Origin of the sequence: Parafrigoribacterium humi, assembly GCF_040227205.1 — a bacterium.
GTDB classification, from domain to species: domain Bacteria; phylum Actinomycetota; class Actinomycetes; order Actinomycetales; family Microbacteriaceae; genus Parafrigoribacterium_A; species Parafrigoribacterium_A humi.
Genome location: NZ_JBELOA010000001.1, coordinates 540,568 through 552,739 on the forward strand (window position 1 = coordinate 540,568; position 12,172 = coordinate 552,739).

General features: G+C 67.0%; 11 protein-coding genes. 6 read left to right on the plus strand and 5 right to left on the minus strand.

What is annotated here, in order from left to right:
• Positions 1-26: 26 nt before the first annotated feature.
• Positions 27-1,241 carry an NADP-dependent isocitrate dehydrogenase gene (locus ABUA28_RS02585; RefSeq protein WP_349902374.1) on the minus strand — a complete coding sequence of 405 codons (1,215 nt, stop codon included), beginning with the start codon at positions 1,239-1,241 and terminating at the stop codon, positions 27-29.
• 164 nt (positions 1,242-1,405) lie between these two features.
• Between ABUA28_RS02585 and ABUA28_RS02590 the strand changes: the two genes are divergently transcribed.
• The 6 genes from ABUA28_RS02590 (at position 1,406) to ABUA28_RS02615 (ending at position 6,474) form a co-directional block, all read left to right on the plus strand.
• A complete protein-coding gene (locus tag ABUA28_RS02590; RefSeq protein WP_349902375.1) occupies positions 1,406-1,864 on the plus strand; it encodes a GNAT family N-acetyltransferase in 459 nt (152 codons plus the stop codon).
• An 8-nt stretch (positions 1,865-1,872) separates the two neighbouring features.
• Positions 1,873-2,208, plus strand: coding sequence for an MGMT family protein (locus tag ABUA28_RS02595; RefSeq protein ID WP_349902376.1), 336 nt, complete (start codon positions 1,873-1,875; stop codon positions 2,206-2,208).
• A gap of 95 nt (positions 2,209-2,303) precedes the next feature.
• Positions 2,304-3,338, plus strand: coding sequence for a sugar phosphate isomerase/epimerase family protein (locus ABUA28_RS02600; protein ID WP_349902377.1), 1,035 nt, complete (start codon positions 2,304-2,306; stop codon positions 3,336-3,338).
• Complete coding sequence (locus tag ABUA28_RS02605) at positions 3,335-5,053, plus strand: dihydroxyacetone kinase family protein (protein WP_349902378.1); 1,719 nt, start codon at positions 3,335-3,337, stop codon at positions 5,051-5,053. The genes ABUA28_RS02600 and ABUA28_RS02605 overlap by 4 nt, the downstream gene beginning before the upstream one ends.
• Positions 5,054-5,056: 3 nt before the next feature.
• On the plus strand, positions 5,057-5,527 hold the full coding sequence (locus tag ABUA28_RS02610) for a ribose-5-phosphate isomerase (RefSeq protein WP_349902379.1): 471 nt from the start codon (positions 5,057-5,059) through the stop codon (positions 5,525-5,527).
• On the plus strand, positions 5,524-6,474 hold the full coding sequence (locus ABUA28_RS02615; protein ID WP_349902380.1) for a 3-hydroxyacyl-CoA dehydrogenase family protein: 951 nt from the start codon (positions 5,524-5,526) through the stop codon (positions 6,472-6,474). The genes ABUA28_RS02610 and ABUA28_RS02615 overlap by 4 nt, the downstream gene beginning before the upstream one ends.
• 10 nt (positions 6,475-6,484) lie before the next feature.
• On the opposite strand, the gene ABUA28_RS02620 is transcribed toward ABUA28_RS02615, so the two are convergent.
• The 4 genes from ABUA28_RS02620 to ABUA28_RS02635 all read right to left on the minus strand — a co-directional run bounded on the left by ABUA28_RS02620 (position 6,485) and on the right by ABUA28_RS02635 (position 12,017).
• On the minus strand, positions 6,485-7,336 hold the full coding sequence (locus ABUA28_RS02620) for an SMP-30/gluconolactonase/LRE family protein (protein ID WP_349902381.1): 852 nt from the start codon (positions 7,334-7,336) through the stop codon (positions 6,485-6,487).
• A gap of 2 nt (positions 7,337-7,338) precedes the next feature.
• Entirely contained in the window at positions 7,339-8,373 is a 1,035-nt protein-coding gene (locus ABUA28_RS02625) for a LacI family DNA-binding transcriptional regulator (protein WP_349902382.1), read from the minus strand.
• A gap of 120 nt (positions 8,374-8,493) precedes the next feature.
• Positions 8,494-10,302, minus strand: coding sequence for an ABC transporter ATP-binding protein (locus ABUA28_RS02630; RefSeq protein WP_349902383.1), 1,809 nt, complete (start codon positions 10,300-10,302; stop codon positions 8,494-8,496).
• Positions 10,299-12,017 (minus strand): ABC transporter ATP-binding protein, encoded by a 1,719-nt coding sequence (locus tag ABUA28_RS02635; protein WP_349902691.1) that lies wholly within the window; start codon positions 12,015-12,017, stop codon positions 10,299-10,301. The genes ABUA28_RS02630 and ABUA28_RS02635 overlap by 4 nt, the downstream gene beginning before the upstream one ends.
• Positions 12,018-12,172 lie beyond the last annotated feature (155 nt).

Below are 12,172 nucleotides of genomic sequence, written 5' to 3' on the forward strand. Positions count from 1 at the left end.
GCCTGCTCTGCGGAAGGTGGAGGTGGCTAGGCCAGGCGCGCTGCCAGATTCTTGTCGAGGGTGTCGAGGAACTCCTCTGTGGTCTGCCACTTCTGGTCCGGACCGACGAGCAGGGCCAGGTCCTTCGTCATCGCGCCGGACTCGACGGAGGTGACCACGACATCCTCGAGCGTCGACGCGAACTCGGCGAGCGCCGGGTTGCCGTCGAGCTTGGCCCGGTGGGCGAGGCCGCGGGTCCAGGCGTAGATCGAGGCGATCGGGTTGGTCGAGGTAGGTTTGCCAGCCTGGTGCTGGCGGTAGTGCCGGGTGACGGTGCCGTGCGCGGCCTCCGCCTCGACGATGCTGCCGTCCGGAACAGAGAGCACACTCGTCATGAGGCCGAGCGAGCCGAAGCCCTGCGCCACGGTGTCGGACTGCACGTCGCCGTCGTAGTTCTTGCAGGCCCAGACGTAGCCGCCCTCCCACTTCATGGCGGATGCCACCATGTCGTCGATGAGGCGGTGCTCGTAGGTCAGTCCCGCGGCGTCGAACTTGTCCTTGAACTCGGTCTCGAAGATCTCCTGGAAGATGTCCTTGAAGCGGCCGTCGTACGCCTTGAGAATCGTGTTCTTGGTGGAGAGGTACACCGGGTAGTTGCGCTGCAGGCCGTAGTTGAGGCTCGCGCGGGCGAAGTCGCGGATCGACGCATCCTGGTTGTACTGCACCTGGGCGACGCCGTCACCCGGGGCGTCGTAGACGTCGAACTTCATCGGCTCGGAGCCGTCGTCCGGGGTGAACTGCACGGTGAGCTTGCCCGCACCCTTGAAGACGAAGTCTGTGGCCTTGTACTGGTCGGCGAAGGCGTGGCGGCCGATGATGATCGGCTTGTTCCAGCCGGGAACCAAGCGAGGGATGTTGGAGATGATGATCGGCTCGCGGAAGATCACGCCGCCGAGGATGTTGCGGATGGTGCCGTTCGGCGACTTCCACATCTTCTTCAGGCCGAACTCTGCGACGCGCGCCTCGTCCGGCGTGATGGTGGCGCACTTGACGCCGACGCCGTGCTTCTGGATGGCGTGGGCCGCGTCGATGGTGACCTGGTCGTCGGTCGCGTCGCGGTGCTCGATACCGAGGTCGTAGTACTCGAGGTTGATGTCGAGATAGGGGTGGATCAGGGTGTCCTTGATCCTCTGCCAGATGATGCGGGTCATCTCGTCGCCGTCGAGCTCGACGACGGTTCCCTCTACCTTGATCTTCGCCACGGGCCGTTCCTCTCGTTCGGCCCCCGGAGAGGCCCTGATATGCCTACGGTGAGGCCGCCATCAATCTTACAAGAGAAGCCAAAGTATCTTGACATCGAGATACTTGCTCACAGCTCGGGAATTCTGGCTATGCCCACATCAGCGCTGGGGGTTAGCCTGTCTAAATGGGCGACTTGAGACTCGAAGAACTGTCGGCGAAGAACATCGTTGAGGCAAATGCGTTGTCAATGAAGCCCGGACAGGAACATTTCATCGAGCCCGTCTCCTACGCCATGGCCGGCCCGTTCCTCGACCCGAGCAACAACTGGTCCCGCGTCGTGGTCGACGACAGCAACGGCGTCGTCGCCTTCCTCATGGCGAACTTCGACCCCAACGCCCACGAAGAAGAGTTCCGCAGCTGCATCTGGCGCATGAACGTTGCCGCGAACACGCAGGGCAAGGGCGTCGGTCGTTTCGCGGTCGTCGCGGCTGCGGCGGAGGCGAAGAAGCGCGGGTTCAATCGGCTCACCGTGATCTGGGAGCCGGGAGAAGACGGGCCGGAGGAGTTCTTCCTGCGCGTCGGATTCACGGTCGTCGAAGAGACCAGGTACGGCGAGAAGATCGGCGCCATCGAACTCCCCTGACCTTCGTCGTGACCGCTCCTTCTTCCCCGGCGCCTGACCTGCCTCAGGACGACTTCGTCTCGCGCGTGCTCGATGTCGTCGCCTCGATTCCGGATGGCCGGGTCATGGCCTACGGAGACGTGGCCGCCGTTCTCGGTTCGCGCGCGGCCCGCGCCGTCGGCACCGTGATGGCCCGCTACGGCGACGGGGTGCCGTGGTGGCGCGTCGTACGCTCGAGCGGGTACCCGCCGGTGTGCCACGAGGACAGGGCCCTGGAGTACTACGAGGCCGAGGGCACCCCGGTCGTGCAGACGACATCCGGTGCCTATCGGGTGAACCTGCGGCTCGCGCGCTGGTGGCCGTGAGTCCGTCGCCAGGTATGAGAAACATTTCGCTCAATCTGCGACAATTTTCTCCAAAGATGTAGAATAGTTTCTTCTCGGAGCGGTAACCTGAAAGCATGAACGACTCCACGACACCGCCGCTACTGACCGCCGAGAACTGGCCGATCGCCGCCAGCATGCTCAGTTTTCCCGGAGTGGACGCCCGCGGCCAGGCCGCGCAGGACGCACCGGTCGAGACCTGGGCGCGTGCCTTCAGGGATGTCGCGGACGCGGGGTTCGATCGCGCAGACCTCACAGACAGCTGGGTGCGCCCCGGGGACCTGAGCCCGCAGCGACTCGCCGAGCTCACGGCCGCGGCGAAGGAGCACGCGATCGAGCTGACGTCGATCTCGGCCATCCGCCGCAGCGTGATCGACGCGAACTCCGGCACGGAGAATCTTGCCTACAGCCACCGCAGCATCGACGCCGCGGCCGAGCTCGGCATCGGCGTCGTCTCGGTCGGCCTTCACCAGGCGCTGAGCGAGCAGCAGAAGAACAGGCTCTGGTTCTGGACGGCAGACGGCCACCACGATGATCCGTACGACCACGACATGTGGACCCTCGCCGTGAACCGCTTCCGCGAGCTCGGCACGCACGCTGCGGAGGTCGGCGTGCTGATCTCGCTGGAGATGTACGAAGACACCTACCTCGGTACCGGGGATTCCTCGGTCAGGCTGGCCGAAGACATCGGCCTCGAAAGCGTGGGCCTCAATCCCGACATCGGAAACCTCATCCGGCTGCACCGTCCGGTGGAGTCCTGGGTCGAATTGGTGCAGAAGACGATGCCGTGGGCGAACTTCTGGCACGTGAAGAACTACCAGCGCGACGAAGACGTCGAGCGCGGCATGTACGTCTCGGTGCCCGCGCCGCTGGAGTCCGGCCTGATGAACTACCGCTGGGCGCTCGACTACGCCGTGTCTGTCGGGTTCCAGGGTGTGATCTGCACCGAGAACTACGGCGGAGACGGCCTGAGCGTGTGCGCGACCAACCGCGACTACCTGCGCAGGCACGCGCTGCCGAAGCGCGCGGACTACGAGCTCGGGACCAGCCGGGTGGCACAGCACGACCTCTCCGCGTCCCGCGCGAAGGCTGAGAACGGTGAGCAGCCATGACCAAGCTGTTCGACGACGCGGCGAATTTCGCCACGGATGCGCTCGACGGATTCGTGCTCGCCAACCCGAGTTTTGTCGAGCGCGTCGACGGTGGCGTCGTGCGCGCCACGCGCGCGCCAGAGCCCCACGTCGGTGTCGTGATCGGCGGTGGCTCCGGCCACTATCCCGCCTTCGCCGGCCTCGTCGGCAAGGGATTCGCGACGGGCGCGGTCTGCGGAAACGTGTTCACCTCGCCGTCTGCGGCCCAGGCCTACCGGGTCGCCGAGCGCGCGCACGAGGGCCGCGGCATCCTGTTCAGCTTCGGCAACTACGCCGGTGACGTGTTGCACTTCGGCCTCGCCCAGGACCGGCTTCGCGCCGAGGGCATCGACGTGCGCACGGTGCTGGTGACGGATGACGTGGCCAGCGCCCCGGCACACGAACGGCACAAGAGACGCGGTATCGCCGGTGACTTCACCGTGTTCAAGATCGCGGGCGCCGCGGCAGAGCGCGGGCTCGACCTCGACGAGGTCGAGCGCCTGGCCATCGCCACCAACGACCGCACCTTCACCATGGGCGTCGCCTTCGACGGCTGCACCTTCCCCGGGGCCGACGCTCCCCTGTTCACCGTTCCGGCCGGCACGATGTCGCTCGGACTCGGCATCCACGGCGAGCCCGGCATCAGCGAGCACGAGATGAGCTCCGCTGCTGAGCTCGCCGACCTCCTGCTCGACCCGCTGCTCGCCGAGCGCGCTGAGGACGCCGGTGACCGCGTCGCGGTGATCGTGAACGGGCTCGGAACCGTCAAGTACGAAGAGCTCTTCGTGCTCTACCGCCACGTCGCCGCGCGCCTCGACGCCGAGGGCCTGACCATCGTGGAGCCGGAGTGCGGCGAGCTCGTCACGAGCCTCGACATGGGCGGCGTCTCCGTCACGCTGTTCTGGCTCACGCCGGAGCTCGAGGCACTGTGGTGCGACCCGGCCTACGCGCCCGGCTACCGCAAGGGAATGATCGCGGGCGACGACCGTGCGCGCACGAGTACCGCGGCCACGGTCGGCGCCGCCACAACCAGCGAGCCCGAGACGCCGCTCAGCGAGAGCGAGATCCGCGCCGCGGAGCTCGCCACCACCCTGCTCCGAGCGGCACAGCAGACACTTCACGAGAACGCGGATGAGCTCGGGCGCATCGACGCGATCGCCGGTGACGGCGACCACGGCGTCGGGATGGCCAGGGGGATCGACGCCGCGGTGCGTGCGGCGGAGTCGGCGACGCCCGCACGGGCATCCGAACTCCTGCGCCGGGCCGGCGAGGCCTGGGCCGACGAGGCCGGAGGAACCTCCGGTGCGCTCTGGGGTGCCGCACTGGGCGCCATGGGGCTCGCGCTCCAGACCGATGAGCCCAACACGTCTGCGCTCACGCTCTCGCTCGCCGAGTCCGCGATGAACGCGATCACGCGTCTCGGCGGCGCGTCGCCCGGAGACAAGACCATGGTGGACGCGCTCGTCCCCTATGTCGAATCGCTGTCGGCCGCACTCACCGGTGGCTCGCCCGTTCCCCAGGCTCTCAGCTCCGCGGCGCAGGATGCTGGGCGGGCGGCAGAAGAAACCGCGGCCCTCAGACCAGCACTCGGTCGCGCGAGGCCACTTGCCGAGCGCAGTCTCGGCCATCCGGATGCGGGCGCAACATCGCTCGCACTCATCGTCCGCACCATCGCGGACACGATCACGAAGGAATAGGACATGTCCGACACACTCAGGGTCGCCATCGGCAGCGACGACGCCGGTTACCAGTACAAGGAGATCCTGCTCGAGCTGCTCAAACAGGACGACCGAGTGGAGTCGGTGACCGACGTCGGCATCACTCCGGATGCCCAGGCCGACTACCCGGACGTCGCCATCGAGGCGGGCAAGCTCATCGCCGCCGGCGAGGTGGACCGTGCCGTACTCATCTGCGGCACCGGCCTCGGCGTCGCCATCGCGGCCAACAAGGTTCCGGGTGTCCGCGCAGCGACCGCGCACGACAGCTACTCGGTCGAGCGCTCCGTACTGAGCAACAACGCCCAGGTGCTCGCACTCGGGCAGCGGGTCATCGGCATCGAGGTGGCCAAGCGGCTCGTGCGCGAGTGGCTCGGCTACCGCTTCGACCCGACGTCGAATTCGGCAAACAAGGTCGCCATCATCACCCGCTACGAGGAAGCAGACAACTCATGATCACCAAAACCGCCGTCATCGGCTCCGGCTACATGGGCGGCGGCATCGCGCAGATCCTGGCACTCGCCGGGTGCACGGTGAAGATCGCCGACATCTCGGCCGAGATCGCCGAGAAGAACCTCGTGCGCATCATCGCGGAGACCGCGGACTTCGAGGCGGCCGGGTTGTTCCCCGCCGGATCCACCGACACCATTCGCGCGAACATCAGCGCGGCTAAGTCGATGGAGGACGCGGTGGACGGCGTGGACTTCATCGAGGAGGCCGTGCCGGAGACGGTCCCGATCAAGAAGGAGACGCTCGCGCGCATCAGCGCGGCCGCCTCCCCGACGGCGATCATCGGCAGCAACACCTCCACGATCCCGCTCACGACGCTCGCGGAGGCGGTGGAGGTCAACTCCCGCTTCCTCGGCATCCACTTCTCGAACCCGGCCCCGTTCATCCCCGGCGTCGAGCTCATCCCGCACGCGGGCACGGCTGAAGACGCGCTCGTGCAGGTGGAGGAACTGCTCGCAAAGGCGGGCAAGATCACCGCGCGCATCACCGACGCCGTGGGCTTCGTGCTCAACCGCCTGCAGTACGCCCTGTTCCACGAGGCGACCGCCCTGGTCGAGGAGGGCATCGCGAGCGCGGACTCGATCGACACGATCGTGCGCACGACCTTCGGATTCCGGCTCCCGTTCTTCGGGCCGTTCGCGATCGCCGACATGGCCGGCCTCGACGTCTACGCCATGTGCTACACCTCGCTGCAGACGCGGTTCCCCGAGCGCTTTGCCACCCCGGCGATCCTCAAGGAGCTCGTGGATGCGGGCAAGCTCGGCACCAAGTCCGGCGCCGGCTTCCTGGATGTGCCGGCCGACCGCATCCCCGCGCTCATCGCGTATCGCAACAAGGCATACGTGAAGATGCAGCAGCTGCTCGATGAGCTGGGGCCCGCCCCGATCGACTGATCGACCGGATTCAGCCCGCGTAGGCCCCCGTTGTCAGCCCGGCGACGGGGGCCTCGTAGCTGAACACGGCGCCGGCCTCGGGCTCGGCGTCGTCCGGGATGCCCTCGCGCGAGGTAGTGATGTACAGGGTCGTCATGTCCTCGCCACCGAAGGTGCAGGCCGTGACGTTGCTCACCGGCACGTCGACGACCTGGTCGAGCCGCCCATCCCGGTCGAAACGGTAGACCGCCGAGCCGTGCCCGACGGCGACCCACACGCCGCCGTCGACGTCGAGCGCGATGCCGTCGGGATAGCCGCGATCCTTCGGGATGGTGGCGAAGGTCGAGCGGGCAAGAAAACCCCGCTCCGGGTCGTATTCCAGCCGGTCGACGCGGTTCGTCGGCGTGTCGACGTAGTAGGCGAAGTCGCCGGACCCCGCGAACTCGAGGCCGTTGGAGATGGTCACCGACGACAGCGCAACGGTGACTGTGTGATCGAACTCCAGGCGGTAGACGCTGGCGCCGCCCTCGGCCGCGTCATACCTCATCGAGCCGCAATACAGGCGCCCCTGTGGGTCGCATCCGCCCTCGTTGAAACGCACCGCCGGATCGTCCAGCACCGCCACGAGCGGCTCGATCGCGCCGGAGTCGTGCAGGATGGCGAAGTCGTGCTCGCGCGCGATGATGGCGCCACCCGCAGTGCGCGGCCGGATCATGGCCGCGATGGTGCCGACGTGAAGCCGCTCTACGGCGCCGGCAGCGCTAAGCGAGAGCACGTCGCCTGCGAGCATGTCCACCCAGCGCAGGCCTCCCCAGCTCTCGCTCCAGGACGGTCCCTCGCCATGGAACGCGAGCGGATCGGTCAGCTGTTGTGCAACCGCCATGGTCAGCTCTCGGTCGGGGGATACGCGGCGGTGCTGTCGCGCACGACCAGGTCGGTCGCGAGATCGATCCTCACGGTGTCGCCCGCGTCATCCACGCCGCCGAGCACGAGCCTGGTCGCCCGCTCCGCCATCTCGGTGAGCGGCTGTCGCACCGTGGTCAGCCGCGGTCCGACCCAGCTCGCGAGCTCGAGGTCGTCGTAGCCGACGACGGAGAGGTCGCCCGGGATGCTCAGCCCGAGCATCCTCGCCGCCTCGTAGACGCCGAGCGCCTGCAGGTCGTTGCCGGCGAAGATGGCGGTGGGCCGGTCCGGCAGGTCCAGGAGCTGCAGGCCTCCGCTCAGGCCGTCTTCGTGGTGATACTGGCCAGCAACGACATACTCGTCGGGCAGGGCGAGGCCCGCGAGGTCCATGGCCGAGCGGAAGCCGGAGAGCCTCGCTCGAGCGCTCATCATCTCGTCTGGCCCGGAGATGACCGCGATGCGCGTGTGCCCGAGCTCGATCAGATGCCTGGCCGCCAGCACGCCGCCAGACCAGTTCGCTGAGCCGATCGACGGCACGTCGGGCGCGGGGTTCCCGGAGGGGTCGATGATGACGAAGCGGATGTTGCGGGTCTTCAACTGCTTCTTGTTCGCCTCGGAAAGACCGGAGAAGATGAGGATCACGCCCACGGGATTGCGCTGCATCACTCCCTCGATCCATTCGGGGCCCGGGGATCGGCGGTCACCGCTCTGGGTGACGACCGCGCTCATCCCGTACTCGTGTGCAACGCGCTCCACGCCACGGATGATCTCGATCGCCCAGGCCGGAGTGAGCTGCCTGAATACGACCTCGACGAAGCTCGAGGTCTGGCTGGTCCCGCGACGGTTGTAGCCGTGCGTCTGCAGAAGTTCCTCGACGCGGGCGCGCGTCGCAGTGGAGACACCGCTCTTTCCGTTAAGCACCTTCGACACGGTCGACAGCGATACTGAGGCCTCCGCGGCGACGTCTGCCAGGGTTGCCCGCGAGGGGTCAGCCTGCTCGCGATTGCGCGTGGTCATCCTCACACTTTAGCGAGAGAGAGCTATGCAAAGGGTATTTACCCGAGATAATCCGGCAATATTCGCGGGTGAAATCTGGAAAATATCCCAGAAAACTCGCTGCAACTTTCGGAACCGCCTCTAGACGAGCGATTCGCGCCAGGCCGCGTGCAGCTTCGAGAAGCGGCCCGTGCCCGCGATGAGCTCGTTCGGCGTGCCGTCCTCGACGATCACCCCGTGCTCCATCACGAGCACCCGGTCGGCGATCGCCACGGTCGACAGGCGGTGCGCGATGATCACGGCGGTGCGGTCGGCGAGCAGGGTCTGCAGGCCCTCCTGCACGAGGCGCTCGCTCGGGATGTCGAGCGACGCGGTGGCCTCGTCCAGGATGAGCACGACCGGGTCGGCGAGAAAGGCGCGCGCGAACGAGATCAACTGTCGCTGCCCGGCCGAGACCCTCCCGCCGCGCTTGTTGACATCCGTGTCGTAGCCGCCCGGCAGCGCCTCGATGAACTCGTGGGCACCCACGGCCTTCGCCGCGGCGACGATCTCCTCGCGGCTCGCCTCCGGCTTGCCGAGCGCGATGTTGTCGCTCACCGTTCCGGAGAAGAGGTATGCCTCCTGCGTGACCATCACGATTGCGCGGCGCAGGTCCTTGGGGTGCAGCTGGCGCAGGTCGATGCCGTCGAGCGTGACCGTGCCATCCGTCGGGTCGTAGAACCGCGCCATGAGTTTCGCGAGCGTGGACTTGCCCGCTCCGGTCGAGCCGACGAGAGCGATGGTCTGCCCGGACGGAATCGCAAGATCGAAGCGTGGCAGGATGACGCGATCCTCGTGGTAGGCGAAGACCACGTCACGGAAGTCCACGTCTCCCCTCGCGTGCCACAGGTCGACGGGCCTGACCGGGTCTGGCACGGTCGGCGCCTCCTCCAGCACGCCCGAGATCTTCTCCAGCGCGGCCGCAGCAGATTGGTACGAGTTGTAGAACATGGCCATGTCGGCCACCGGCGCGTAGAACGACCGCGTGTAGAGCAGCGCGGCGAGCAGCACACCGATCTCGAGACCACCCCCGGCGACGCGCAGGCCGCCGACGAGCAGCACGACCGTGAGTGCGACGTTTCCGATCAGCACGAGGCCCGGATCGAAGACCCCGAACAGGTTCAGCACCTTCGCGTTCGCGTCGCGGTAGTCCTCGACGAGGCCACCGAACTCGTTCTCGTTGCGCTTCTCCTTGCGGAACGCCTTCACCGCGCGGATACCCGTCATCGTCTCCACGAAGTGCACGATCACCTTGGCGGAGGTGACCCTCGTGAGCCGGAACAGCTTCTGCGAGCGCACCTGGAACCAGCGCGCGAGAACCACGAGCGGCACGAGCGATGCGAACATGATGAGGCCGCTCAGGCCGTCGAGCGAGAACAGCGCGATCGCGATGAACGCCATGTAGAGGCCGCCCTGCACGAGCTGGTTGATGCCGGAGTCGAGCAGCTCACGGATCGAGTCGAGGTCGCTCGTCTGCCGTGCGATGATGCGCCCGGAGGTGTAGCTCTCGTGGAACTCGAGGCTCAGCCGCTGCGTGTGCAGGAACACGCGCTTGCGCAGGTCGATCAGGATGGCCTGGCTGATCCGCGCGGTCAGCACCGTGTACTGCGCGATGAGCAGCGCACCGACGATTCCCGCCGCGAGGTACGCGGCGACGGCGAGGCCGAGCGGCATCCAGTCCTGGCGCTTCAGCAGTGCGGGCAGGCCGGCATCGATTCCGTACGCGATGAGTGCGGGCCCGGCAACCTGGGCCGCAGTGCTCACGACGACCACGATGCTCGTGATCGTCACGCGCATCCACAGCGGGCGCAGCAGCGAGCCCAGCAGCCTCAGCGACCGCTCGCGAATCTGCCTGCTCTCCGCGCGGGTGAAGTCGCCTCGCTCCTCTCCCTCTACTCCGGTGACGCTCATGCCGTCGCCTCCTTGAGCTCGCGCTTCTTCTCGTCATCGAGACTCGAGATGACGAATCGGTAGTGCTCGCTCGTGGCGAGCAGCTCGCTGTGGGTGCCGACGGCGGTGATGCGGCCGCCCTCGAGAAGGGCGACGCGGTCGGCGAGAGTCACCGTGGATGGACGGTGCGCGACGATGAGCGCGGTGGTCGAGGCGAGCACCCTGCGAAGCGCGGCCTCGACGAGCGCCTCGGTGTCCACGTCGAGCGCGGAGAGCGGATCGTCGAGTACGAGTACGGAGGGCTTCGCGGCGACGGCACGCGCGAGAGCGAGTCGCTGGCGCTGGCCGCCTGAGAGGCTCAGTCCCTCCTCGCCCACCTTTGTCTCGAGCCCTTCGGGCAACTCGTAGACGAAGCCCGCCTGCGCGATGTCCAGTGCCTCGGCGAGCTCCGCATCCGTCGACTCCGGACGACCGAGCAGCACGTTGTCGCGCACGGAGGCGGAGAACAGCGTCGCGTCTTCGAAGGCCATCGCAAGATGGGTGCGCAGCTCCTGCTGGGCGAGGTCCCGGATGTCGACGCCGTCGAGTGTGATCGATCCGCCCGTGACGTCATACAGCCGCCCCGTGAGCGAGGTGAGCGTGGACTTGCCAGAGCCGGTGAGGCCGACGATCGCCATGGTCTCGCCCGGCAGCACCTCGAGGTCGATGCCGTCGAGCAGGTCGGGGTACTGGGCGGGTGAGTCCGAGTAGCGAAAGTGCACGTCCTCGAAGACGACGCGGCCCTCGGCGTGCTCGATGGTCTTCGGATGCTCGGGGTCGGCGATCGCGCGCGGGGCATCCATCACCTCGAAGAAGCGATCGACTGCCGTGCGGGTGTCGATGGTCATCGAGAGCAGGAACCCGATCGACTCCACTGGCCAGCGCAGCACGGTCGCGGTGGCGAAGAACGCGACCAGGCCGCCAACCGTCACCTGCCCGTCCGAGGCGAGCCAGACGCCGACGGCGAGGCAGAGTGCGAAGGTGACATCGGGCACGAGCAGCAGCCACAGCCAGATGTTGGCGATCGTGCGCGCCTTCTCGATCTCGGTGCCGCGCAGCTCCTCCGCGCGGGTGGCGAAGTTCTCGAGCGCATACGTGCCGCGTCCGAACGCCTTCAACACGCGGATGCCATGCACGGCCTCCTCGACGGAGGTCGCGAGATCGCCCGCCTGGTCCTGGCTGCGCCTGGCGACGATCGAGTACTTGCTCTCGAACACGAAGCCGTAGATCCACAGCGGGATCGAGCACACCATGAACAGGACGCCGAGAATCCAGTCGATGCTCACGAGCAGGGCGAAGCCGACGAGAATCGTGAGAATGTTGACGACGAGCAGCAGGAGCCCGAACGACATCCAGCGTCGGATGAGCCCGAGATCGCTGATCGCGCGCGAAAGCAGCTGCCCGCTTGGCCAGCGGTCGTGAAAGCCCACCGGCAACTCCTGGAGCCGGGTGTAGAGGCTGTTGCGCATCCGCGCCTCCACCTGCGTGCCCGGAACGAGCACGAACTGGCGACGGAACCAGATCATCACGGCCTCGACGATGCCGAGCCCGAGCACCGCGGCGACGGGCCACCAGATCTCGTTCGCGTCACCGCGCCCGAGCGCACCGTCGACGAGGGCGCCGAGCACCTGCGGAATCAGGAGCGCGACGACCGCGGCGATCATCGCCGAGACCATGCCGAGGTAGACCCGAGGCATGGCGGACTTCACATAGGGGTAGATGCGAAGGATCGAGGCGAGAGTGCCCGTCTTCTTCTGTTCTAAAGACACGTGTCTTCCTTGCGACTAGACGACGTCTCCGCGGGCGGCGGACGTCGAGAAACGACAACTGCTGGAGGGATAGAGCGGGTTAT

Bases quoted from the DNA above. Each gene is read 5' to 3' on its own strand.
- ABUA28_RS02610 (WP_349902379.1), top strand. From the start codon at position 5,057: ATGTCCGACACACTCAGGGTCGCCATCGGCAGCGACGACGCCGGTTAC.
- ABUA28_RS02590 (WP_349902375.1), top strand. From the start codon at position 1,406: ATGGGCGACTTGAGACTCGAAGAACTGTCGGCGAAGAACATCGTTGAG.
- ABUA28_RS02630 (WP_349902383.1), bottom strand. From the start codon at position 10,302: ATGAGCGTCACCGGAGTAGAGGGAGAGGAGCGAGGCGACTTCACCCGC.
- ABUA28_RS02635 (WP_349902691.1), bottom strand. From the start codon at position 12,017: ATGCCTCGGGTCTACCTCGGCATGGTCTCGGCGATGATCGCCGCGGTC.
- ABUA28_RS02620 (WP_349902381.1), bottom strand. From the start codon at position 7,336: ATGGCGGTTGCACAACAGCTGACCGATCCGCTCGCGTTCCATGGCGAG.
- ABUA28_RS02600 (WP_349902377.1), top strand. From the start codon at position 2,304: ATGAACGACTCCACGACACCGCCGCTACTGACCGCCGAGAACTGGCCG.
- ABUA28_RS02615 (WP_349902380.1), top strand. From the start codon at position 5,524: ATGATCACCAAAACCGCCGTCATCGGCTCCGGCTACATGGGCGGCGGC.
- ABUA28_RS02605 (WP_349902378.1), top strand. From the start codon at position 3,335: ATGACCAAGCTGTTCGACGACGCGGCGAATTTCGCCACGGATGCGCTC.
- ABUA28_RS02625 (WP_349902382.1), bottom strand. From the start codon at position 8,373: ATGACCACGCGCAATCGCGAGCAGGCTGACCCCTCGCGGGCAACCCTG.